The sequence below is a fragment of the Mucilaginibacter sp. CSA2-8R genome, assembly GCF_038806765.1.
GTDB lineage: Bacteria > Bacteroidota > Bacteroidia > Sphingobacteriales > Sphingobacteriaceae > Mucilaginibacter.
Map to the genome: position 1 here is coordinate 4,166,154 of NZ_CP152389.1, position 25,894 is coordinate 4,192,047.

The 25,894-nt window shown below is 44.0% G+C and carries 19 protein-coding genes; 3 read left to right on the forward strand and 16 right to left on the reverse strand.

Translation table 11 applies throughout. The annotated features are described in order from the left end of the window. Positions 1-273 precede the first annotated feature (273 nt). From AAGR14_RS17660 to AAGR14_RS17670, 3 genes are all read left to right on the forward strand, one after another. Positions 274-1,434 carry a zinc-dependent alcohol dehydrogenase gene (locus tag AAGR14_RS17660; RefSeq protein WP_342645565.1) on the forward strand — a complete coding sequence of 387 codons (1,161 nt, stop codon included), beginning with the start codon at positions 274-276 and terminating at the stop codon, positions 1,432-1,434. Positions 1,435-1,445: 11 nt separating this feature from the next. After that, complete coding sequence (locus AAGR14_RS17665; RefSeq protein WP_342645566.1) at positions 1,446-1,979, forward strand: hypothetical protein; 534 nt, start codon at positions 1,446-1,448, stop codon at positions 1,977-1,979. 504 nt (positions 1,980-2,483) lie between these two features. Further along, positions 2,484-3,956, forward strand: a complete 1,473-nt coding sequence (locus AAGR14_RS17670) for a PAS domain S-box protein (RefSeq protein WP_342645567.1) — start codon at positions 2,484-2,486, stop codon at positions 3,954-3,956. 211 nt (positions 3,957-4,167) lie between these two features. Here AAGR14_RS17670 and AAGR14_RS17675 read toward each other — a convergent pair whose 3' ends face one another. From AAGR14_RS17675 to AAGR14_RS17750, 16 genes are all read right to left on the reverse strand, one after another. After that, the gene (locus AAGR14_RS17675) at positions 4,168-5,634 is read right to left on the reverse strand and encodes a glycosyl hydrolase family 28 protein (RefSeq protein WP_342645568.1); all 1,467 of its coding nucleotides are present in this window, start codon (positions 5,632-5,634) and stop codon (positions 4,168-4,170) included. 20 nt (positions 5,635-5,654) lie between these two features. Next, positions 5,655-8,501: a glycosyl hydrolase gene (locus AAGR14_RS17680; protein ID WP_342645569.1), complete on the reverse strand. Its 2,847-nt coding sequence runs from the start codon at positions 8,499-8,501 to the stop codon at positions 5,655-5,657. Continuing rightward, a complete protein-coding gene (locus tag AAGR14_RS17685) occupies positions 8,498-9,328 on the reverse strand; it encodes a sugar phosphate isomerase/epimerase (RefSeq protein WP_342645570.1) in 831 nt (276 codons plus the stop codon). Before AAGR14_RS17685 ends, AAGR14_RS17680 begins: the two co-directional genes overlap by 4 nt. 3 nt (positions 9,329-9,331) lie before the next feature. After that, complete coding sequence (locus AAGR14_RS17690) at positions 9,332-10,159, reverse strand: phytanoyl-CoA dioxygenase family protein (protein WP_342645571.1); 828 nt, start codon at positions 10,157-10,159, stop codon at positions 9,332-9,334. Next, a complete protein-coding gene (locus AAGR14_RS17695; RefSeq protein WP_342645572.1) occupies positions 10,156-11,325 on the reverse strand; it encodes a glycerate kinase in 1,170 nt (389 codons plus the stop codon). Before AAGR14_RS17695 ends, AAGR14_RS17690 begins: the two co-directional genes overlap by 4 nt. A gap of 4 nt (positions 11,326-11,329) precedes the next feature. Then, a complete protein-coding gene (locus tag AAGR14_RS17700; protein ID WP_342645573.1) occupies positions 11,330-12,649 on the reverse strand; it encodes a GntP family permease in 1,320 nt (439 codons plus the stop codon). A 35-nt stretch (positions 12,650-12,684) separates the two neighbouring features. Further along, positions 12,685-15,663, reverse strand: a complete 2,979-nt coding sequence (locus tag AAGR14_RS17705; protein ID WP_342645574.1) for a VCBS repeat-containing protein — start codon at positions 15,661-15,663, stop codon at positions 12,685-12,687. Positions 15,664-15,673: 10 nt separating this feature from the next. After that, entirely contained in the window at positions 15,674-17,068 is a 1,395-nt protein-coding gene (locus AAGR14_RS17710; protein ID WP_342645575.1) for a sialidase family protein, read from the reverse strand. A gap of 18 nt (positions 17,069-17,086) precedes the next feature. After that, the gene (locus AAGR14_RS17715; protein WP_342645576.1) at positions 17,087-18,376 is read right to left on the reverse strand and encodes an MFS transporter; all 1,290 of its coding nucleotides are present in this window, start codon (positions 18,374-18,376) and stop codon (positions 17,087-17,089) included. Between the two features lie 36 nt (positions 18,377-18,412). Continuing rightward, positions 18,413-19,375 carry a 6-bladed beta-propeller gene (locus AAGR14_RS17720; protein ID WP_342645577.1) on the reverse strand — a complete coding sequence of 321 codons (963 nt, stop codon included), beginning with the start codon at positions 19,373-19,375 and terminating at the stop codon, positions 18,413-18,415. Positions 19,376-19,385: 10 nt separating this feature from the next. Next, positions 19,386-20,135: a phytanoyl-CoA dioxygenase family protein gene (locus AAGR14_RS17725; protein WP_342645578.1), complete on the reverse strand. Its 750-nt coding sequence runs from the start codon at positions 20,133-20,135 to the stop codon at positions 19,386-19,388. 144 nt (positions 20,136-20,279) lie between these two features. Beyond that, entirely contained in the window at positions 20,280-20,951 is a 672-nt protein-coding gene (locus tag AAGR14_RS17730) for a carbohydrate-binding family 9-like protein (RefSeq protein ID WP_342645579.1), read from the reverse strand. Further along, a complete protein-coding gene (locus AAGR14_RS17735) occupies positions 20,938-22,530 on the reverse strand; it encodes a beta-N-acetylhexosaminidase (RefSeq protein WP_342645580.1) in 1,593 nt (530 codons plus the stop codon). Before AAGR14_RS17735 ends, AAGR14_RS17730 begins: the two co-directional genes overlap by 14 nt. Further along, a complete protein-coding gene (locus AAGR14_RS17740; protein ID WP_342645581.1) occupies positions 22,527-23,861 on the reverse strand; it encodes a sugar MFS transporter in 1,335 nt (444 codons plus the stop codon). Before AAGR14_RS17740 ends, AAGR14_RS17735 begins: the two co-directional genes overlap by 4 nt. A 14-nt stretch (positions 23,862-23,875) precedes the next feature. Next, positions 23,876-25,048, reverse strand: coding sequence for an amidohydrolase family protein (locus AAGR14_RS17745; protein WP_342645582.1), 1,173 nt, complete (start codon positions 25,046-25,048; stop codon positions 23,876-23,878). 1 nt (position 25,049) lies between these two features. Then, positions 25,050-25,814, reverse strand: coding sequence for a glucosamine-6-phosphate deaminase (locus AAGR14_RS17750; protein WP_342645583.1), 765 nt, complete (start codon positions 25,812-25,814; stop codon positions 25,050-25,052). Positions 25,815-25,894 lie beyond the last annotated feature (80 nt).

The following is a 25,894-nucleotide window of genomic DNA, read 5'->3' on the forward strand; positions in this document are numbered from 1 at the left end:
TTCCTGATCAATATTTGCTCATTTTAGTCTTTTCTATTTAAAAGCAATGGCTACAAATTGCTGTCACATATTAAAAATACTTTTAGCAACCCTTTAAATGACGTGGAATTGAGCCAACCTTATTATTTATAAAATTATAGCAATGTTATCATAAATACTCAATTACGCTAGTTGACTAAAAAATCATAAATATTAACAAAGGATTAATAATTTAAAAATAAAAGAAAACCATACCACTTTCAGGAATGTTCTATACCAAAAAAGGAGGTAATCATGTTAGCAATGAATTACCGGGGCCCTTTCAGGATCAGGGCCGACCGGGATAAGCCCACCCCCCAAATTGAACACCCTTTTGATGCAATTGTACGAGTCACGCGGTCATTGATCTGCGGATCGGATCTTCACTTGTACCATGGTATGGTACCGGACACCCGGGTTGGGATGACTTTTGGTCATGAATTTACTGGTGTTGTAGAAGAAGTGGGATCGGGAGTACAGAAACTTAAAGTAGGCGACCGCGTGTTGGTACCGTTTAACATTGCCTGCGGTACATGCCCATTTTGTAAGCAGGAGTTATACGGTAACTGCCATGAGTCCAATCCGGAAGCTACGGCCGTAGGCGGCTTTTTTGGCTATGCACACATTGCAGGGGGCTATGATGGCGGGCAGGCAGAGTATGTTCGTGTTCCTTTTGCCGATGTGAGCCCCACTGTTATTCCGGAAGGGATGGACATTGAGGATGCCGTTTTGTTAACAGATGTTGTACCCACAGGCTACCAGGCTGCCGAAATGGGTGGTATCCAAAAAGGCGACACGGTGGTTGTTTTTGGTGCCGGGCCGGTAGGTATTATGGCAGCCAGGTGCGCATGGCTGTTTGGTGCCGGCCGGGTAATTGTGATCGACCATTTAGATTACCGGCTTGAGTTTGTTAAAAACTATGCTTACTGCGAAGCTTATAACTTCAAAGACATGGACGACCCGGTGGTATTTATTAAAAAACAAACGGATTGGTTTGGTGCTGATGTATGTATTGACGCGGTAGGGTGTGATGCATCTGGTAGTGCTATGCAAACTATTACCGGTAAGAAGCTGCTCTTACAGGCAGGCTCAGCTACGGCATTGCACTGGGCTATCAATTCAGTTAAAAAGGGAGGCATCGTTTCTGTAATTGGTGTTTATGGTCCGCCATTTAACATGGTGCCCATGGGAAGCTTGATGAATAAGGGAATTACACTGCGTACTAATCAGGCTTCGGTTAAAAGGTTACTGCCTAAACTGATTGATCATGTGATGGCAGGCAGGTTAAATCCTAAAGGCATTATTACCCACCGTTTGCCGCTTGAAGAAATTTCGGATGCTTATCATATATTTTCTGCTAAGCGGGATAATTGCATTAAACCACTTTTAATTCCACCAAGAGCCGCACTGGCTTAAACAATACGGTTATGGAAAAAACGAAGAAAGAGCCGGTTCAAATTTCCGGCATAGACAGAAAGATAGCAAATGCTCCTAAAGATCACATCCCCGGTTGGGGCATGGATGCCGATCCCGAAAACGACCCAACCTATCCGATGAAGCACTGGAATGGTGCCGATTACGAGCGCATCAATTATGAAAAGCCTCCTCAGCAACAGCTCAAAATGGAGGTATTGCACTCTATCGAACGCCCTGGGGTTACCCGGGTGTTTGGCACCTCCACTCCACCCACTGGGTTAAGCGGAAGCATCAGACGCTGGGCTTATAAATATAGCGAAGCAACTACTGCGCACTGGATGGGACTGATACTGGCCGATCGTGTAAATTCGGTAGAAGGTATCATTGATGATTTTGCACACGGAACCGTACCTAATGTTTTTAAAGAACGTGGCTGGTCGGCGGAGTGGAAGTACAACAGGCTTGGATTCATCAAAAGCTTAGCAACCGGTGTTTTGGTAAGCACTGCTATTATTGCTTTATATACTAACAAATCTAAAAAATAACACTAATGAACACTGAAAGCAACGCAAACTACATTGCTTTCAGTGTTCATTTACATGCCTTTAAATAATTATAATAAGTTGTCTATCGCAACATATTAATTATTGATGTGGCAGCCGTAAGTAAAATATTATTTAAGGCATTATACTTAAAAAACTGGTTGTTAACTTAAGCAATGCCCCCATTGCAACTATCGGTATCCTAAAGGACTATATCTAATACCAAGCGTAATTACTGCTGCAAATATATTCTGATTAAAACCACGTATTATAGCAGCAAATTGCAGCAGCTTTGCCCTGGGGCAACAAAAATGAGTTGTAGAGATTCGTAAACTAATTTGATTTTATATGGATGATTGTACAATAAACGATTTAAAGCTGTGTAGAAAATAACTAATACTTAAAATCTCAGGTGATAAATATGTATATTTAAAACTTATAGTTGTAAACCTGAAGATGCTAAAACTATGTCTGCGCCGATTGATTAATCGGACGCCTCTGCTTTTCATGATTGCAGCTGTCATCAGCTGGACTCTGTTGACCGATCAGCTAATTAACCACCTGGCGGTATCGGTAGGTACAATCTATCAGCAAATGCTACGGCTTCTGGCTAATTTTTTAGGCTTATTAGCTGGTAGTTTAATCCTGTACCGCTGGACTGGTTTAAAATTCAGCAATGTCCGTAAAACCCGGGATGAGTATCGCCGCTTACTGGAAGAAATTCCGGTCCCGATATTCATTTTCGACAGCCGGGATTTTCGCGTCTTGGCCGCTAATATTGCTGCTACGTGCCAATATGGCTACAGCCGGGAAGAGTTTTTGCAAATGAAGATTACCGACATACGCCCGCAGGCGGATGTTCCGGCTTTTTTAAAAGCTGTACAACAAGTTCAGGGCAGCTATACAAATATGGGCCGCTGGCTGCACTACAAAAAAAACGGCGATACTTTTTATGTTCGTGTCTTTTCTCACCGAACCTTTTTTGAAGGTTTAGAAGTGAACCAATGCGTAGTGATTGACATTGATAAAAAGGTGCGTACTGAGATGCAACTGGCAGAAAAAACCGGTGAGCTTGAAAATGTGCTCGAAAGCATGAGTGATGCCTTCTATACGGTTGACCGCGACTGGAACTTTACTTACATAAATAAAAAGTATGAACAAGTACAGGGGCGCGACCGGGAAAAACTATTAGGCAAAAATGTTTGGGAACTTTTTCCTTACGGAAAAGAACTTCGTTATTTTAGAGAGTATAGCCGGGCCATGCGTGACCAGGTAAGTGTACATTTTGAAGAATTTAATACATTTAATGGCATGTGGGTGTCGGCCAGCGCTTACCCTATTAAAAGTGGATTGGCTATTTATTTCCGTGATATTACGGAAGAAAAGCTGATGCGCGAAAAAATAGCCATGGATGGTAGAAACCTGCGAGCTATTTTGAATAACACCCGCGATTTGATTTGGTCGGTAGACTGTGCGTTCAATATCATTACGGGTAACGAAGCATTTTGGACCAGGGTAGAAAAGCTAACCGGAAAACGGCCGGACACGATCAAAAACGCAGATTTTGAACAGGAAATTTTGCAGCCCATACTGGACAGTTATCGTCGCGCGTTTAAAGGCGAAGCTTTCTTCACGGTTCGCGAGCGGGAGCTGGATGGGAAGAAATATTTTGAAGAGTTAAGCTTTAACCCAATTCTGGATGAGCAGCAACAGGTGACCGGGGTGAATTGCTTTTTACGGGACATCACCGCCCAGCGTGAACATTTAGAGCAAATCGAGAGACAAAACGAAAAGCTTCGGGAAATTGCCTGGATACAATCCCATCATCTGCGTGTTCCGGTAGCTAATATATTAGGGCTCTCGGAGCTTATTCAGTCAGACTGTTCAATAGAAGAAGAACTTATCCCTATGTTTTGTGCAGAGGCCAAGCGGCTGGATCATATGATCAGAAAAATCACCAAGCTAACCGAAGATTTGTAGCAAAAGTTTAATTGCACCTAAAAGCCCGGCCAAAAACACATTCGCGTGCTTTTACGGGCCGAGCTTTAAGAGCATTGTTTATCATTACACCTAAAAAAGAGATCTGGATTTTTTAAATTAAAGTATCGTTACAAGGCTGGCCGAAAAAGCATTACACAGATTGTCATTTCGGCTACAGGCCTAAATTATGTCACCCCATAACTATTGGAAGTTATTTAATGGATACCTGTGTTGAGTTATTTTGAAATACATCCTGCTTTTTTGCTACAGTTTGGTTGACTTTTAGTCCGTTAAATTTGGCATCATGTACGTCATCTAATACTACAGGCACCCTAAAATCTTTTTTATCATTACTTATTTTGATATTATTAAATTCCAGCCCCGTTGCATGCTTTACAAACATCCCCCAGGCAGGCAGTTCTTTAAACATCGAAAAGTCGGGATATTTATTAGATATTTCCGGAATGGTGTTGAGCTTGTTTAAGGGCACATTTGCAAAAAATGCATTGCCGCCGCCCGGGTGTTTAACTTCAATATTATTCAACTTTACATTTTTAATGATACAATTAGGAACGCCGCTGATGATAATACCCGGCGATACGTTACGGGGCATATCCTCAATCGGGCCTTCATACTCGTAACCGGCATCAGGCTTACCCGCCGGTATTTCTGCGTAAACGTTACTAATTGTTACATTATTAAAACGGCTGCCTTTCGCAAAACGCTCCCCGGTACGCAAAAATATAGCGTTGCCGGTGTTATAACTTTGCAAACTATCCACCACAATATTTTCAATATACCCCCCATCAACCGCCTCTAAAGCTAAGGCAGAACGATAGGTATCATACACCTTGTTGTTAATGATCCGGATGTCACTAAAACCTCCGCGCGATACCGTACCAAACTTAATACCGTTGGCACTGCTGCGCACTGTATTATTGCTAATCAAAATATTTTTACATACGTGCTTAGCGTTATGCGATTTAAGGCAGATACAATCATCAGCAGCATCAAAAAACGAATTGGTAATAGATACATCTTCGCAATCAATAATATCTACGCCGTCTTCGTTCCAATAGTCCTTGTTATCCACGTAAACACTATCCATTTTCATGTTTTTGCATTGGTCGTAAGTTTGATTCCAGCTGGCGGAATTTTTAAGCATAATACCCTTAATCAGTACATTGTTACAACGCAAAAAGCTGATATTCATAGCTCTTGTTTCAACCTCAGGTCTTCCGCTCCTGAATTTATCTTTGATCAAACCTTTGTTTATGATCTCGATCACGTTACGGGCAACGGCTTTACCCTGCCCGTCAATCATCCCCCGGCCGGTAATGCCTATATTTTCCTGGTCAATGGCAAAGATGAGTGCTGTTAGCTCATGCTGGTCGTAATCAAAGGGGTTTAATGATCCCATCAGCACAGCACCCTCTTCCAGCTGAATGGTGACGTTTGATTTGAGGTAGATGCTACCCGTTAAGTAACGGCCCACATGAAATACCAATCGCCCGCCACCGTTTTTGTTGATGTAATCTATCGCGAACTGAATAGAGCGCGTGTTAAGGCCCAACCCGTCAGAGTGTATACCGAACATCGTAGCCAGGTAGTCTTTAGCAAACAATTGCGGTGACGACAAGCAAAAAAATGCGATGAGTAAATATTTTATAAATTTCATTCGATTATATATTACAAGTTTTAATAAAGGGTTACCGGCCCAACTAATCCCATTGACTGTATAGGCTGGGGCCTTTTAACGCTATTAGTCCATTTTTGTGCATTTGGGTTATCAATCAGTGTTTTAAGATAATTACCCATCGACGTTGCTACTTTTATCTCAATAGTATTAGTACCGTTTACCAACATTCCCTGCACCGGAAATATGCGTCGGCCGTACCATTGTACGCCCACAGGCTTACCATTAATAAGCACCTCTGATGTACCGTATACTGTACCCAAATTAAGGTATTGAAATTTTGCAGCATCCTTCACAGTTACCTGACTACTATAAATTACGTTACCCGCAAAACTGGCATACTCAGGTATATTTTTTAAATCTTGCAGTTGGTTGAGCATTGTAGTTTTGTTACTGCCATCAATATGACTAAAACGCACAGTCCACTTGCTTAAACTAACTTGTGTAGCTTTACTTAGCAGTTTAATTTGCATCGCTTTCCCTTCGTGGTGGTCATCATAAACAATGAGGCACGAATCTGCCGGCCCCAAATCAAGGCTAATCATATCATCTTTGGTTTCTATACGGTTTCGTTCGCCGGTTTCGGCATTCCAAAGCCAGGCTTGTTTACCGGAGGTGATGGCAGTGCTGGCTTTAATCTTGACCGGATGCGCCTCCTGCACATCAGAATTGACGAATAAGAGTATTTCTGAGCCATTAGCCTGATAGCGTACCTGGTTAACAAACCGATTAGGCTGATCAATTTCTACATAAGGCTTTATGCCATATTTAACCTGAACCTCTTTATACCACTGAATTACGTTAGTTTGCGGCTTGGCAAGCAAAATAAATTGCTGCGGCTGAGCTTTTAGTTTAGCTATCCAGCCTTGTACCCCTTGGTCGAGTGGCTGACGATTACTGAGGCCTAACGATTTTTCCGGCAGGTTTTCGATGCAGAATACGCGCCCGCCTGCCAAAGTAAATTCGTATAACTTTTTGAGCGTAGCAGGTTGCATACGCTGTACATCTACCATAAAAAGGGTATGATAACTGCGCGGCCCGTAAGTAATTTTTCCGTTTTTGATGGCCGACTGTTGTATTACTCCGTCCGACAAATAATCGCAGGCATTACCGTTCTGGTGCAGGGCTTCCCAAATTAAGGTGAGATAGGTTGGATACATGAACGAAGGGAAGGGTTCATTCTGTGCACCAAAGATGCTCCACATATCAAACACTGGCGGCAAAATAGCAATGTCGGCAAACATATCTGCCTGTTGCAGCAAAGCCGAATGACGGGCCTTATAGTCTGTAAACTTTTTAAAATAGGGCCAGTATGTGTTTTTCTCGTTTAAATAAGTACCATACCTAACCCAACCCGGAAACGGAGCATTAGCAGGCGAATAATTAAAGCCATGAAATACCGGATGGGTAACGCCCGAGATCATACTTTGGTCGCCGGCTACCTTCAGCGTTTCGAGCGTATCATTAAACACCATATCGGTGTTGGTTAACTCTTCGCAGCTAATGAGCCTTTTAGATTTTAAGTGGGCAGCAGACGATACATATTTGTTAACCATGGTATAAGCCCGGCCAATACGGTAATCGCTCTCGCTCATTTCTTTGCCCAGGCCGTATTTAATCCAGGTTTCGCATTCCGGGATATCCATATCAAAAGTACCTTCGAGCGGGAAGTAACCACGACCATAAGCCTGCGCACGGGATTTCACTTTATTATCTTTACACCAGTCGACAAAGGTTTTGATAAAACGCTCCTCAATCAGTTCAGATTTGGTCAGGTCCCAATCAAAACGGACACGCTCTATAGTTTCATTAAGTTCGGAGCCGAGTGCTGCACCATATTTGTAATCCCAGGTATTACCCATCGATCCCATCTTAAACATAGTGAACGGCAGGTAAGGCATCAAATCATATCCACGGCGTTTTTTAAATTCTGATACCATATCGGCACACCAGTTAGCACCCTCTATCTCTAAACTATCTATAAAAAACGCTCGGATGTACTGATGCAAAGGGCCGGCTTTTTTTTGTATCGTATCAGACATGTGGTACAAATACTTCTTTACTGCGGCTTTATTATAATGGTTTAATACCGGCCCGTTTGCCCCGGGGGCACCGTTAATCACCTCCATAGAGCCATTTATTTTAACGGTACCATATAAAATGTACTTACCGGCAGGTACTTTAATTTTAATAGCCTGCGATTTAATCTGGTCCGATAACTCGATCACCTCGCTCATGGCATTAAGTTGTGCCGGCACCAGCTTTACCGACAGCATTTCCATTTGCCTGCCCGGGTAAACCGAACTAAAGTTAGGATCGGCCTCTTTAAATAAATCAAACAACGATGTTTCGTAATCCAGCGGGCCTTCCAGCCGTTTCGTGCCAATAACTACAACCTGCGAGCGTTCTTCCCCTTCTAAATACTCGGCACCAAAAGGCCAGCCCGAACCAACTATTAAATCACAGGTAAGGCCCAGTTTTTTAGCTTCGCTAAAAGTGAACTGCAGCATAGCAATCCATTCATCACTAAGCCATTGTAATGAGGGCTTACCCATATCATCCGTAGTTGACGGAAATTTGATGGGATTGATTTCTACCCCACCTATACCTGCATCTTTTAACAGCTGCAGTTCGCGGGCCAATTCAGTTTTTTCTACTTTGTCACCGTTCCACCACCAGCGTACAAACGGACGGTAACCCATAGCCGGATTTTTAAACAAGTTATACAGGTCATCACCGCCAGCCAATGATGTTTCGAGCACCGTTTTAGCCAATGTGGGTAACGCGCTAAACATCAAACTACTGGTTGCTGCCAATGAGCCCTGTATTAAAAATCGTCTTCTCTTCATGGGTTGTTATTTAAATTATAGCGCTCGTGCAGCAAATCTTTCATCCAACAGTTAATGCGCCACTGTTCCTGCCAAGTTGGTGTATCGTCAATTTGCGGGAAATATGGCGGCGGACCAAATTCGGGGGTTATGGTACAATAGTTTGCGCCATCATTGCGCTTCCGTTCAATCCATTTATCCCAAATGGCCAAATGCTCGGCCAAAGCTTTGGCATATTGAGGCTTGGCCGGATCGGTTACTTGCGGACCCTGCGTATGCCCAACTCGGGCATGAATATGCGCTGCCCGCTCAATAGCCAGGTTTACAACCGGCTGCTGGTCTTCCAGGTAACTTTCAGAAACGCAAAACCAGTGAGAAACATCAAATGTAATACAGAGCTTTTCATTTTTCTGTAATACCGGCAGCACTACATGCGCTGCATAAGCCCATTTGTTACGGTGCGTTTCCTGGTAAACAGGCACATTAGCAGCCTTACTTACTTGCGCACAACAGTCTATACATTGCTGTATTTGCTCTTGGTTAAAATACTCGCGCCCGGTCTGGGCGGTTACAAAGGCAGGTTGGCAGTGCTCAATATGTGCTTTAAGTTGGGTTTGCAAAAGTTCAATGTATGCATCCGTTGTTTTATAATCGCCTAATACAGTCATCACTACGGCCAGTTGCAAATTATTACTTTTCAATAATGCAGTTACTTCTTGCGGGTTAATGTCCTCGCTGTAAGGGAACCACTCTACACCCTGGTATCCGGCTTGCTTAACGCGGTCAATAAACTTCGGCCATGGCATATTTTCGAAACCCCAACGCGGGCAAAAAAAGTTTACCTGCATTGCTTAATTACCTTTGGCGCGAGAATATATCAGCGGATTTTGCTCGTCGCTATTTAGTTTATCTCCTACTTTTAAAGTCTGCAGATAATCATCAGGCAAAATGTTAGCTTGCCCGTTAAATACATTACCGTCAGGCATATAAGCGCAAGTCATGGCTCGGCGGAAACCACTAGTCATGTTGGCACCAGCACCGTGTATGGTTAGCCCATTATGAAATGAGCAACTGCCAGCTTTCATGGGGGCGGCTACCGAATTTACTTTTAAAAACTGCGGATACACTTCAAATATGCTATCCATATTTTTACCAATGCCCTTATTTTCAAACTCAGTTTGGTGGAAAGAACCCGGTATGAAGTAGAGGCAGCCATTCTCGTAAGTAGCATCATCTAAAGCCACCCAAATAGATAGTGCCTTACGGTCTGAAAAAGACCAAAAAGGCGTATCTAAATGCCATGACGTTGGGTTGGCCCAGGGCCGTTTAAACAAAGCCTGATCATGCCAGATGCGGATGCCGTCTGTACCGGCAAGGGTAGCAGCCATTTCACCTATCCGTTCATCAAACATTAGTTCTTTAACGCCGGCATCAGTTTGCCATAGGTTGAGTAGTTGGTCAAATACCTTACCGTAATAAGCTGCGTCTTCGTTGATGCCATCAGATTCGCCCACTTTAATTTCCTTACCCGGCATTTTTTGGCCTTTACGCTCGGCCACAGCATACATCACCGTTTTACGCCAGTGCGCCAGTTCATCAGCAGATAAAAAGTCTTCGATCACCACAAATCCGTTTTGCTGATAACTCTCTATTTGTTGGGCAGTTAATTGATGTTTCATAATTTATTTTGGTTAGCTATAATTGGTATCAGTTGTAAGTTTAAGGCCAGCATATTGCCAATGGCAATACCTGTGCGCAACAGGTTTAGATAGGTGGAGGCTATTGCCTCAGTCAAGGTGTGGGGTTGGTTAGAAACAGGCATCAGTACATCAAAATACGCGTTTAGCAATGCGCTGTTTTGTAATGGCACTTTACCGGCAACTCCAATAACCGGGATATTTAATTGCTTTGCAGCCTTTGCTACTGCAAATGGTCCTTTACCTTGCAGGGTTTGCTCATCAATACTTCCTTCGCCGGTAATGACTAACTGGCTTTGCTGCAATTGTTGTTTAAAACCAGTCAGCTCCAAAAAATGCGAAGCTCCATCAACAAGCTTAGCATTTAAAAAAGCAAATAAACCCGCTGCCGCACCTCCGGCAGTTCCGCTGTGCGGTGCCAGGGCCATATCATGCCCAGTTACCTGCCTGGCTACATCCGATAGTTTTTTTAAAAACTCTTCGAGCTTAATAACCTGTTGAGGTGTTGCTCCTTTTTGAGGGCCAAATACAGCTGCAGCACCTTCCGGCCCTAATAAGCTATTCTTAACATCGCACAAAACAATAATTTCTGTAGCTGCGAGCCGAGGATCAAGTTGAGAAATATCCACTTGATGAAGCTTTAATAAATGCTCAGGATTGGCTTGAAGAACGTTACTGTCTGCGCCTAAAAATCTAACGCCCAGAGCTTGCAAAATTCCCGCACCACCATCAACCGTTGCCGAGCCACCCATACCGATGATAATTATTTTAGCACCATCATCCAGGGCCGCCTTAATCATTTGGCCAACGCCAAATGAAGATGCCTGCATCGGATTCAGTTCTTCAGGCTGCAGCAAGCGTATGCCTGCAGCATTAGCCATTTCAATTATTGCGGTAGTTCCGCCATCAGCTATCCCATAGCTACTTTCAATATTTCTACCTAAAGCATCCTGAACTTTTATGTTTTTGACGTTGCCGCCGAGATGTTTAATCAGCAAATCTCCCGTACCGTCGCCACCATCACCTATCGGGAAAATGTGCGTAGTACAATTAAGCTTGCTTGCCTGTAAGCCTGCACTAATTGCTTCGGCAGCTTGATTTGCATTGAGACTGCCTTTAAAGGCGTTAGGGGCGACGAGGATGTGCATAAGGTTAACTGATTAATTTTGATAACAAGTAAACCATACTGATGGCGGTAAAACCCATAAGAACGGTAGCCACCGAATATACCCGCAGCATCGGCTGCATTTCCATACCCGAAAATTTAGCAATTACCCAGAAATAAGCGTCGTTGGCATGCGATATCATCATCGAACCGGCTCCCATAGACAGCACGGCGAGTAAATGGCCGCGCTCTGAGTTTAAACCTAATGCCGGCAGCAAAGGCAACACAATACCTGCTGCCGTAATGATTGCCACGGTTGACGATCCCTGTGCCGTTTTTAATAGTGATGTAATGATGAATGGAAAGAATAAACCTAACTGTGCCAGCGGCAGGGCTGCGCTTAAATGATCGCCTATTTTGGTAGCCGCTAGCACTGCCCCAAATGCGCCGCCTGCGCCTATAATTACCAGAATACCGCCAGCCTTTTCTGCGCCGTCCTGCAATAGTTTACCTACCTCCGCTTTATTCCAGTTACGGCGGCAGGTAAAAGCCAGCATAACGCCAACCGCTAAAGCCAAAACCGGGTCGCCCATAATTAATATATTCTTTAACAAACCGGTGGCGTTTGGCAAAAATGCTTTTGAAGCAATGAGAGCTATAGGAACAACAACTGGCATAAAGGCATTGAGCACAGCTGGTTGATTGTTAGAAGCCAGCTCTTCTTCTGGTTGATATTGTTCGGTAACAGTATATCTCTTGCCCATTTTTACCGCCCATATGTAACCTACCACCATCGCTGGCACAGCTACGATAAGCCCCAGCACCATTACCCGACCAAACCCGGCCCCAATAATTCCCACGGCAGCCGAGGCGCCGGGATGCGGCAGCATGAGGCAGTGTACTGAATATAGTCCTGTTGCCAGGCATACAGAGGTACTCACGATAGAGATACCGGTACGGCGCGCCATTGAATTGCTTAAACCGCTTAACACGATATAGCCCGAATCACAAAAAATAGGCAGGCCTACTATAAATCCGGTAAGACTCATGGCCAGGGCTGCGTGTTTGGGGCCCGTTAATTTAAAAAAGTAACCGGCCATCACCTGCGTACTACCGGTGTATTCTAACAGAACTCCCAAAGTAGTACCCAGTACAATAAGCAACCCTAATGATTTCATGATGTTACCAAAACCATCTTTCACCGCTGTTAACACCTCCGTTACCGGAAAACCTATACCTAACCCTACTACAAAACACGAAAGTACTAAAGCGAAAAACGCATGCACCCGGTATTTGGCGGTAAGCAGCACAATTAAGCCAATACCGGCAATAAGGCAAATTAAAGTATGTATAAACGAAACCTGCATGCCATCGATTATTGTTCTGTTACCTTAAAAAGAATTTATTTTGCTTCTTCCATCTGAACGGCCGAAACCACCGGGCCTGCTCCGGTATTAGAACTATTTAGCTTCAATTGATATCTGAACGTCTGCCCTTTATCTACACTCACTTCATAAACCGCCTGCGTTGCCGACCGAGAAATTAAACCCGGTTTAAGTGTTGTATAAGCCGAGCCCGATTTACCTATTAAAATTTGTGGCTCGGGGTACTGCTTGTTGTTAAAATGCCCTTCAATGGTTAACCTAAATTTGGAAGTATTAGTACTATTAATCATATCGGCCGAGGTGTACAGTTCATAACTATTTCGCCTGCCTATGCTACCTGCATCTGCTGCAATACGCGAATGCGGGCCAAAGCTGGGCACGGGCGAGGTATTCTCAATACTGAATGTGCCGCCACTGTTTCCCCAAAAAATAACTGATCCTATGCCATGGATGCCACCTGTCGGGTTTAAACTACCGTCGTACACATAAGCACCGGTATGGTTATAAACCAAAATATCCTGGTAGCCATCAGCGTTAAAATCCATCACTAAATCGGCACCGGCCGAGTATGATGGCAGGCGGACTTTCCCAGCATCAGTCGGGAAGCCGTCGGCATCAACGCCCATGATAAAAGTGGCTACCCTGCGCGATTCGTCGGCATGATAGTTACTGTTTACAAATTGAATTTTACCATCGCCATACAACTGCGCTACCGACCCTCCATTGGCGCCAAAGGTGTGAAAGCTACGCTTATTATTAAATGAGAAAGTGCCTTTGTTATTGATGAGTACGCATGCCTGGATATCATATACCTTGCTTTCGAAATTCTGAAAGTTTTGAGACAAAATATCCAGCCAGCCATCGTTATTAAAATCGGCCAGGCAGACACGCGGAATGAAATCGGGCGACTGCAACACAATGGGTTTTTGAAAGTGAAAACCACCCTGGTTATTGCCCAATAAAATTGAAATTTGGCTATACCCGCAGCTTACTACATCGAGCAGGCCATCATTGTTTACGTCGCCGGTTACAGCGGAGTAAGCCATATTATTAAAATCAAATAGTTCGACCTTGTAGGTATGATTACCTTGGCCAAATAACAAAGCGCCTTTACCACCGCTGATGGGTGTAACCGCCATATCTAATATACCATCCTTGTTGTAATCGGCTATGTTAACAGTATTACCTCTAAACGGAATCTCTACTTCGGTAATTTCTTTCTGTTGAGGGTAATTGTAAATGTCGTACCTAATGGCTACGCGATAACCATTGGTGCGCATGTATACCAAATCGGCATTACCGTTGTCGTCCATATCGGCAAAAGAGATATTGGTTTCTTGTGATGCCTCCGGAACGCGAATAAGGTTTTCGTGCCCGTATTTGCCGGCAGGGTTACCTTTATAAATATACATAGGCACACCATCAGGTGTTACGCCTTCGTTGCCGGGCCCGTCGTTAAGCCCCGCGTGTCTCGCAGTACCACTTATACCGTTAATTACGATGATATCTTTACGGCCGCTGCCCGTTAAATCTTCGGCCAGCACATAAGCCGCGCCAAAGCTTTGCAAATCGGTACGGTTTTCTTTAAAAAAGCCGTTAGCCGAGTTATGGTAAATAGCACTGCTGATATCTTCAGACTTATTGTCGCGATGCTGCGCAAATATGATGTCGGCATAACCTGTATTATTTACGTCGGCAATTTTAACATTAACCGCCCCCTTGGTAGGCAACGCCATTTTTTTGCTGCTATTAAAGCCTTCTTTACTTCCCCACCATATATAAGAGTTGGTTTCGAAGTTGAAATTATCTTTACTATACTTATTGTCAACCCCGTCATAACTATAAAAGCTGGCTACAACCAAATCGGCAAAACCATCTTTGTTTAAGTCAGCAGCATCGGCCGAAAAAGCATTCTCGGCATCAATAACGGTTTTGTTGTTAGCAGAAAAAGCACCTTTATTGCTCCAGAATATTTCTGATTTATTACCCAGGCAAGGCACAAAAACATCAACATACCCATCACCATTTAAATCTTTCACTAACAGCTCGGGCGCCAGGCGTTTAGTCCAGCTGGGTGTAAACCGCACATTAATGACAGGCAGTATTTGAGGCGTTCCCATTTTGCCATTTTGTACGGGTATAATACGTAACCCACCCGGCTCACCCAATTCTAAAAACAACAGCGATTTTTGTCCGTCATTTTTTAAATCTGCAATTTTCACATCAATAGCAAACTGAGTATTGATTGAAGTACGGGCACCAGGTGCAAAACCAGGATCTGATTGTGTAAAAAGGTAGGAGGTTTTTTCTCGGGCACCGGCGCGCTTGCCTAAAGTTTGATAACTATAATCTGGCGTTTCGCCGTAGGTATGCTCCCGGCCCGGGTTAGCCGTTACAATGTCGGGCAATCCGTCGCCGGTTACATCGCCAACAGCAACACCCATACTCCTGTCCGCAGGTAGAACCGAGCGGCGCAACGCATTTAGCCCATCGGCCCCTCCCCAGTAAATGTACGAAGGCATTTCGAGCAAGGTGGAGCCATGTATAAAGTTGGCAAATACCAAGTCTTTGTAACCATCTTTATTTATATCTGCAACAACGGCCTTACCGCCACCGGCAGCCGGCAAGCGGGTGATTGATTTAATGCTCTCCACCATATAATCAAAGCTTTGATAGGCAGGTGCATCTTGTGCAAACGGAAAAGTGAGCGAACGCAGTCCGTTAGGCTTGGTGTTATGATATACCATAGCATCGGGCGTATCATACCCGTTATGGTCATTATTAGTCACTACCTCGGGATACCCGTCGGCATTGAAATCAAACAAATTTATGAACTGTATTTTGCCGTCTTTTGACACGTAAGAGTTACCACCAGAATCTGAAAATTTGCCTTTAATAAAATCGGCATATGTATGGTGGCGAAATAAGGGCTGTTGTGCCCATACATTGATGATACCTGCACAGAATACAGAGAATGCCAAAAAGCCTTTTTTCATATAATGTATTTTATTGAGCATCAACAATTACCTCTCGAAGCTTTATTGCCTTGCGTTCTTCGCCGTTTGTTATCTTATGTTTAAAATCCGAGTAGATCATTAAAAAACGGTTAGGGCCGGTAGCCAATAAACCCGTGTAACCGCACGATACCAGGTATTGCAGCTCCATGCTTTTACTTTCGTATGGCAGCATTTCGCAGGCATCTGTCCAGCCGTTGTTAGCACCGGTATTGTTGAAGCGAAGCTGTACGCCCGGCCGCCCCGATGATAGCACGGTAATACCGTTTTTTAACTGCAGTAAACGTGGCAATGCACCGGCAGCAGCAATTACTTCCGGGTGAGTCCAGGTTTTACCCATGTCGGTTGACCGGCTGGCATACATAGGCCCATTTCCTACACCATTAGTAACCCCGTCGCCATCAGCCGAACGGATAACGCAAAGTAAGCTGCCATCGGCCAGTACCTCATAGGCAGGTTCGCTAAAGCCAATACGGTCGGCCGCCATCGAGTCAATCTTCATATCAGGCGTAAATGGTATCCGGCCCTGAATTTTCCAGGTATGCCCGTTGTCGGTAGAACGATGAAATACCACACCCATTTGTTTATCTATCTCCCCATTATCTTTCAGGTAATAACCGGGGTACACACCGGCCAGCAGCGAACCGTCTTTCATGGTATGTATGTCGCCCCACCATACTACCGGCACCAAATCTTTAGAGCTGTAACGTACCGCCTGTGGGTCATCCAATTTGGCTTGTTCTAACTTCCACTGGGTTTGGCCGGGAGCTTTCCGATTTAAAAAAATCCCGTTTACACCATCAGGCATATCCTTAAGTTTGTAAAAAGTAAAGTTGGTTTTACGGTACCTGAAATTGGTTTTACCGATAGGCACCGGCATTTTTATGACTCTAACGGCAACTGGTTTAGGGTCAACTACCCTAATCATTTCGCCGTTAGCCAGCTGGTAACCTAACAGTTGCGCCGAATCTACTTTTGCTGCCTGCCATGTTTTACCACCATCCGGAGATATTTTTGCACCTACGGCGGGCAAGCCATATGAGCGTATATCGTCAGCATGCATGCTCCACTCGGCCAGCAAATTGCCATTGGCTAACCTGTTTATAGTTGGAAACTGGTAATATCCCCAGCCCACCGGTTTATCGGCCGTTACGATAATTTGCGGTTCGCCTAAACTGATTTTGAATACCGTTTTGTTATTACGGCGATAGTTAACTACGGTTTGTTGCATGGCCGGTATGCCAAACGAGATGACACCAGGCGCGCGAACCGCCTTTTCATTCCATACTAAAGCCCGGTTTTTCAGCACACTGTTACCCGGCCGTGTTGTACTACAACCTAAGGCAGCAAAACAGAGTAATAGTAATAACCCATTCTTTCTTATCATTGTATTAAACCGTAATTGTTATTCTGTTAAACTTTTTGCCGGAGCAGCCTTGAGCACTTGCGTGGGTTTAACTTTATATAGCAGCGCTGCGCTTACCAGCGCAATAAGCCCCGCAAATTGAAACATTGAACTTAAGTTGATATGAGCATCGCGCAGCAAACCGGCAGCGTAAATACCCAAACCGCCAACCACGCAAGCAAACAGATTTAAAATACCATACGCTGTTGCCAAATAGCGGGTGTCGATAATTAAACACAATACCGGCATAAGGTTAGCATCTGTGAAACTGCGGGTAAATACAAACACCATAAAACAGGCAATAGCCACTACCAAAACATTAGTGTAACTGGCGGTAAATACAAAAGGGGCTGCCACAAGTAAACCGATAACAGGCAGAAGAATACGCGCCTTTTTATTAGTACGGCTCCAACGGTCGGCTAAATATCCTCCAAAAATTACTCCAACCAATGATGCTGGATAGATATACCCCGTAGCATATAAACCGGCGGCAGCCTGGGTTACCCCAAAATGCTCTTTATAGTAAGTGGGCAGCCAACCCATAATCATCCAGCCTACAATACTGAGCAGGGTAAAATAGAATAATGTAAGAATGAATGAAAAACTGGAAAACACGTGCTTCACTGCTTCTCCAAAACCTACTTTAACTATAGCACTTGTTTCATCGTTATTAGTCACGGCTATGAGCTTGGGCGCATCCCGCAGTGTGAAAGATAGTATTACCGAATAGGCAACACCGATACTTCCAAATAAACTAAAGGCAACTGTCCAATCATATTTTTCGGCAATGTAACCGCCTAAAAAACCGAGGCTTGAGCCTACCATGATGCCCGCAATATGTATACCTGTAGCCCTTGAGCGCGTTGCGCCTTTGTGATAATCAACAATTAGCGCTGCAGCGGCTGGTATGTAACAAGCCTCGCTGATGCCCATCAAGGCGCGGGTAAGTAACAACTGCTCGTAGGTTTTTACATGTGCTGTAATCACTGTAATTAACGACCAAACCAGCAAGCTGCCGATGATAACCCGGCTGCGGTTAAACCTATCGGCCAGGAAGCCTGCAAATGGGCTTAACAAACCATAAACCCACAAAAATACAGAAGTAAGTAAACCAAACTGGGCATTACTCATGGGTATGGCGCTTACCACCGACTCGCGCATGGTTGCAATCATGGTGCGATCGAGGTAGTTAAGACAGCCCACTACACACAACAACGCTACTGTAAGCCAGGCCCTTGAAAAGAGCTTGGGTATTGTAGTAAATGCAGGTGTGGCCGGAGCTAATGACATAGATAATATTGAGCTGCTTATTGGTTAAATGATTGCTTAATGTATGACTTTTTTAAGTTTTACAGGATAGGTTTGGCCCGACTTCCACTGGCAAACATAGATATTACCCTCATCGTCAACAGCTACATCATGCGGGTGCCTGAATACCGGCCCAGCCTGTTGCTGTGGCTGTAAAATGCCGCTTTGGTAACATGGTGCTGTGCCGCCAGGAGTGGATATTACTTGGTTATGCTCGTTTAAAATAGTTATATAACCTGAGTTTAGATTCATGTTGTGGCCAGATCTGAAAACCGCGGCATATAAATACTTACCTTTAATTACCGGCCGGCAAACAAACGAGCCCGGCAGGTGCGTGGCTCCCAGATACTGCCCATCCAAAGTAAAATATTTAAAGGCATTATGGTTGCGGGACGTTATTACCAGTTGCAACCTATTGATATTTCGGTTATCTATGGCAATACCGTGAACACAATCAAATTGTGCTTCTGCATCTCCCTTGCCGCCCCAATGCCTGATATAATTACCGTTTTTATCGTACTGTATTACATATTGCAAACCGTAACCATCCGTTACATAAATGTCGCCGTTTGGAGCCACAGCCGTTTCAGTTGGCAGGTATTGGTTTGCAGATGTATAGCAACCCGTTTCTTTCGGGTAATTTAACACCATTACTTCAGCACCGGTTAAAGTTGTTTTAATAACCTGATGGCGGTCATGATCTGTGATATACAGATATTCGATATCTGCTTCTTTACTTATGCTCAAGCCATGTGCACCAGGGTAACTTGTACCCCAGGCATTGAGCAGGTTACCGTTTAAATCGTACACTAAAACATTGTTATTGGTATTGTTTGTAAGCATGTACAAGCGGTTGGCAGCATCAATCATCATTTCATGGCAATCAGTTACCGGATATAATTTAACGTCCAGCTGTCCCCAGTTATCATCAACAATATATTGATGTTGGTTATGCCCTGCAATGATATCCGGCGTTGTCATAATACGCTGTTTAAACTGATTGGGCATTTAACGACTTCATGTAAGCTTCTTTGGCTTCCAGATCTGGTTGAACCGACTCGCCAAAATAAATTAAACCTAAAGCTTTACGCGATTTTGACTCGGTAATATTGGGGCCGGCCACATGCACCGTCATGGCATGGTGAATGAGCAAATCACCGGGTTTTGCCGGAAATTTTCTTAAACTGGCCAAATCTTCAGGCGTACCGTAATCGGTTATTGACTGCGAAAAGCCGATAGTGCTGGTACGACCGTGCGGACGCATGCCCTTTTTATGCGACCCAGACAAGTAACCCACACAGCCATTTTGTTCATCTGCGTCTTCGAGCGCCATCCACATCGTTACTGCCTGGGTAGGCTTGATATTAAAGTAATACGCGTCCTGATGTGGAGGCGTGCTTTTGCCAATGCGTGGGGGCTTATTAAAATATTCAACGTTTTTACCTATCACCTTTTCGCCCAGTACCGCCTCAGCAAGTTTTTCCAGTTCGCTGCCGCACATCAAATTATTAAAAAAAGCACTATGAGTCTGCAAATCCTGCATTTGTTTCAGCGTTGCAGGATTTGCCTTGTCTTCGTACATAACGTGATTGGCAGGCATATGTGGCACAACTTCGGTGATATACCTCTCGAGTTCCCATTTTACAGCAGTAACCTGATCGGCATTAAAAAAAGCCGGAATGAAAACATAACCGTCGCGTTCAAAATCTTTTTTTATTTGCTCGTAGAGTTCTGCATTCATGCTTAAGAAAGATAAATAGTTTATGCAAACTGGCAGTAAACCCAGGCATGGGCTACAATCAAATATAAAGGGGATAGCGAATGGTATTGTACTACTTTTTGCTGTAATTATAATACTATCTTTCGGGCGGTACAAAAGCCGGTTTTACACCAGTTGCAATGCACCAAAAAAGCGCGGCTGATGAAAATCCATCACCGGGCTAAGCACCGGATTCCAAGCCAGGTAATGCGGTTCGGGAAGATTATCTCCGCATTTATAGAAGTTAACTTTGAGCTGCTGCGCAGGATGGAACCGAACCTCATCAAAGCAAAATATACTGACCGGTAACGTTAACATCAGTTCCCATTTAAATGGAGATGTAACAGACCAATCACCGAACCAGTTAACTTTGTAACTGATATTAGCAATTACATCTGCAGATAATTTAATGCGGTTGTGCCGGTCTGTGCCATAAGAGGCTAAACAGGTACCAAGCGAATTAAATTCAAAATTGTAATAACTGCCGCTATCGTCAACAGCAATAAAAAACTCTACGCAACTATCTTTAAATACCGGTTCATTGCTTATGGTATATGTTGCAAGATGGGTACTTTCTTCAGTGTAATATTTTATAAATAAAGCATTTTGCTTATACGCTAATGCAAATTTAACTTCAGGTGCGTTTTGTAGTGCCAGCCAGCATATGTTTGATATCGGGTGCCGCTGCAGTCCGTTTAAATAATCATCAATCTGGTGTTGCGAAGCATTTGCAGGTAATGTTAAGGCTGGTACCTTAATTACATTTTGCTGCAGCATCGTATCATTAACGTGTTGCATCTGGAGTGCTTGAAGTTATTGATCTTTTTTTAGATACCCTGTCATACAGCACTTGTATATGCGTATTGTGCACTTTGTTTTCGGCTTGCAGTTCGGCCAAATAAAATGTGTCTTTATTTAAATTAATAAAGCGGCGGTCCAAATCAGCAGACTTGGCTAATATAGCCTTCAGCCGAGCTGCCAACGCAGGGTACTCATCATCATTAAATGTATTTTCATTTAACTGATTTTCTATCAGGTAGCACTCTAAATATTGCACGCGCAAATCTGTCATGAGTTGCAGATGTGCATATTCTGTTTTGCCTTTAAGCGGCTTAAGCTGCCGCAAAGTTTGTGCAGCTTGTACTGTGCTGTCGAGCATTTGCTTAATGCTTGTACCCGGCATTACGGCTCCTTCGGCCGACATTGCCTTGCCCTGCCTTATTTCATAACCACAACAGCTAATAGCACGCCATAATAATTTGGTCTGGGCTTGATTAAAACCAAAGGTTTGCTTGCCATAACGGTTTATAAAATCACCAATATTTAACGGCGCTGTGTTATTTACACTTTCAAAAAACGCTTGCAAAAGCATATTGTAACCGGTAAACGGGTAACGATGCCCTCGCGGATAATCTTCAATAATATCATAACCTGTGTTAAAAACCGGATTAAAAATTCCGGTGGTTGACCACGATGTTAACACCATACCCGTATAACCCAGTTTGCGGGCTGCCGGTATAAAATCGTGCAGGTTACTAAAATGCACCTGCCATTGTGTTAAATAATAATTGTCTACGTACGACCTGATGGCGGGTGCTCCCCAAACTTCATAACCGGTTTTTAGCAAATTATCCAAGTTGCCGAACCTGTTTAAATCCCAGCCATAATTCCAGTCTATAAACACGGTTTCTTTGGGCAGCAGTTTAATATCCTCGGGGTGCTTTAGCGCAATATCAGCCCATAGCACTGGTATTTTGCCCAGCTTTTGTACAATATCACATAGCATCCTGATGTGATCAATGTATAGTTTAGACAGGCCTTCTTTGGCTACCTTTTTTTGGCACTTTTCGCAGTGCCCTAACAAATAGGTCTCATCTCCGCCAATATGGAAGTATTTAGATTTATGCGTGGAGGCCAGTTCGGTAAACAAGTCGGTAAATAATTTACGGTCACCCTCCTCTTCGGATGGGCAAACCTGCGAAAAATCCCGCTGGTCTTCGCGCAATGATGCAAACCGGTAATTACGCAGTATATATTCGACATGGCCAAAGCTTTGCTGCAGCGGAATCACGTCCAGCTTGAGGCTATCGCAAAAGCGCATAAAAGATTTAATCTCCTGACTGCTATAAGCATACTGGTTTGCAATGATGGGATACTTTTTAAACGGGTAAGATGCTTCCCACTCCATAATTAAAGTGTTAATACCGTTACTTTTCAGTTTTTGAACAAAGGCTTTAAGGGCCGGCATTTTAATAACTTGCAGCCGCAGATCGAGGTGGTAACCCTTCACCACAAAATTTTTTATGGCCGGGGCTTGCTGCGCCGATAAGGTCAGCGTTAACAGGCAGCATAGTAAAACTGTAAATATTTTTTTCATGACAGTTCTTGATGATTAATTTGCTTTGTCCAGCGGCGTATTTTGTGACCGTGCATAGCGTAAAAAACTAGGTACAGGTAACATGGCACCAAAACCCAGTATCCATATCTAAGTGAAAACTTATCGGCGAAATACCCATAAAATAAGGGTAGTATGGCATTACCGCACAAGCCCATAATTAATATGGAAGCGCCCTTTTTAGTGAACCGGCCTAAACCATCGAGCGCTAATGGCCATAAGCCTGCCCAAACCAATGAATTGGGTAGCCCTAACCCCATTAAAAACCAAATGGATAGATCGGTTTGGTGGTCCAAAACAGTAACCTTGCCATGTGTAAAAATGATACAAAAGCTAAATAACAAGCCAAGCAGTGTACAAAAACGCAAAGCATTAACCTGACTAACGTACCTAGGGATAGTGACGATGCCTACCAAATAACCGCATATGGTGGCAAATAAAATGTACGAAGGAAAAACCTTGGCCTGCAACAGGCTGATACCCATAGAACCGGCATAATTTATAACCGTATCAACGGCAATAACTTGTGTGCCTACATGTACAAATATCCCCACAGCGCCTAAAATGAGGTGCGGATATTGCGTGATGCTAGTTTTACCTGAATTAAGATTAGCGGATAAATCGTCGTCCTGCTTGGCGTCAATCTCAGGTAATTTAGATAGGCGTACAAATATGCCCAGGCAAAACAAAATAATGCTGACGGTAGCATAAGGCCAAACTACACGCCTGATCAATTCGTCGAGCGCCCGGCCTTTTTCTGAGGCAAACATCAGGGGTAATTGCTTAAAAAGGTCACTGTCGGTAACCCGAAGCACTACAGCTGCAAAAAGCAAAGGGGCCAATATGCCTGCTGCCTTATTGCAAATACCCATAATGCTGATACGACGGGCAGCACTATCTTTTGGGCCTAAAATAGTTACATACGGGTTGGCGGCCGTTTGTAAGATAGCCAGGCCGGTACCTAACGTGAAAAGTCCTGCCAGAAATACCACATAGGTACGTGTTAATGCTGCCGGTACAAAAATCATTGCCCCTGCCGACATAATGAAAAACCCACCCATCATGCCCTTTTTAAAGCCTATGCGTTCTAACAAAAAGGAAGCAGGCAGCGACATAACCAGATAGGCAATGTAAAATGCAAATGCCACCAGGTATGACTGGAAATTACTTAGCTCACAAGCGATTTTAAAATATGGAATGAGTATTGCATTGATCCAGGTAACAAAGCCAAATACAAAAAACATCACACCAATAGTGAGCAGCGACATATTAACGTCGCGTTTACTTAAAATGCCTGGTGTAGTGTCAGTCATAATCTTACCTTAATTTAGTCATGATGATCGGATTGATGTACCAAAACTCCCTGCTTATAAGTGGCAGCAATCTGCAACCTGTTTTCGTGCCTGTAAAACAATATCAGATCGGCGGGAGCACCCTTGGTTAAGCCTGCTTGCTGCGGCAGCCCAAGTAGCCTGGCGGGGTTGATGGCTGCCAGATTTATAGCCTCAGGCATAGTAGAAAGCTTGTTATCGACAAGACTAATAATAGCCTGAACCAACACTTTTGCCGAACCGGCCAGTGTATCGGGTTTATTTGCTAAATGCAGCTTGCCATCGTTAGTTAAAATCACGTTGCCGCCCACAGGGGTTTGGTAATTGCTCGGCGGCATTCCAGCTAAACTTACGCTATCACTTACTAAAATAACTTTTGGGCCCTTCACCTTCAATATCACTTTAATAACCGATGCCGGCAGATGAAAGCCATCGCCGATAAAACCGGCACTTAGTCTGTCGTCGGCTAATTGGTCCCATATATAATTGGGATGACGTGGCAACACCTGATGAGTACCATTGCCCAAATGGGTAGACATTGTTGCTCCAGCATCAGCCACGGCGTCTATTTGTGCTGTAGTAGCGGCGGTGTGCCCTATTGCAACGATAATGCCACGACTAACACATTGCCTGGTAAAAGCAACCGCTTCAGGCCACTCAGGCGAAAGCGTTACCATTTTTATTCTATTGCCGGAGGCTGCATTCCATTGCTCAAACAATTCCCAATCTGGAGCGCAGATGTATCGCTTATCATGTGCGCCTAAAGGACCATCCTGCGGTGAGATGAAAGGGCCTTCTAAATGTATACCACCTATGCAATTACGCACCAAGTCTGATTGCCGGCAGGCGTTTGCTATAATGCTTAACAGCAAACTGATATTGCTGTTGCTGTTAGTGATAATTGTTGGCAAAAATGTGGTTACACCTTGAGCTAAAAGCTGTTGCGTGATAGCCGTAACTTTTTCAACCGTTAGCGAAGTATCATTAAAGTCAATGCCGTTGTAGCCATTTACCTGTAAATCTATCAGTCCGGGTGCAATGTATGGCAGTTTGAAAGAGGCCATACTATCTACCGGAATTATACTGGTTACCAAACCGTTTTGCACAGCAACCTCTACCGGTTGCCCGGTTTGATAGTGTAAGCCGGTGATTAACTGCACTGCCGACATTTTACACTAAGCTGTAGGCATCAGCATCTGTATACAAGGTACAATCCGCATGTTTGCGCAATATGGAGGCAGGGCATGCCGTTGTAATTTCGCCGGTTACAACATTTTTTACAGCCTCTTTTTTGGTTTTACCGGGCACTACGCAAAACAGATGCTTACCCGACATTAATGCCGGGATAGTTAACGTCAGCGCAGTTTCGGGAACGTCATTAAAAGTTGGGAAACAACCATCGTTTACCTGTTGCTGCCGACAGGCATCATCCAAAGCTACCGGTTTAATAACCTCAGGATCGTTAAAATCGGCCACTGGCGGATCGTTAAAGGCGATATGCCCATTTTCGCCAATGCCTAAACAAACAATGTCTATAGGGGCCTCTCCAATTAATGTTTTATATTGCTGAAGCGCAGCGTCAAGTCCATCGCGATCATCAATAAGACTAACGCGGCGGGGCTTAACCTGATCAAACAGATGCTGGTTTAAAAAGGTAGAAAAACGCTGTTCGGCGCCACTTGGCAAACCAATATACTCATCCATATGAAATACATCAATGCGCGACCAGTCAATATCTTTGTTGGCAACCAAGCCGGCAAGTACTTCGTTTTGCGACGGAGCAGCGGCAAATATAATACGTACAATATCCTGCCCGGCCATTAGCTTGCTGATGCAAGCGGCAGCATCGGCGGCGGCAGCAGCCCCCATTTCGGCACGGGTTGAGTATACTTTTACTTTTAACTGGTCTACTTGGGTTTGCAAAGTGATAGCCATTAGTGTAATGAATGTTATAATCGTAATTAATCAAAAATACCTGCTGCAAGAATGCCTTTATATTACTTTCTTATGCTTTT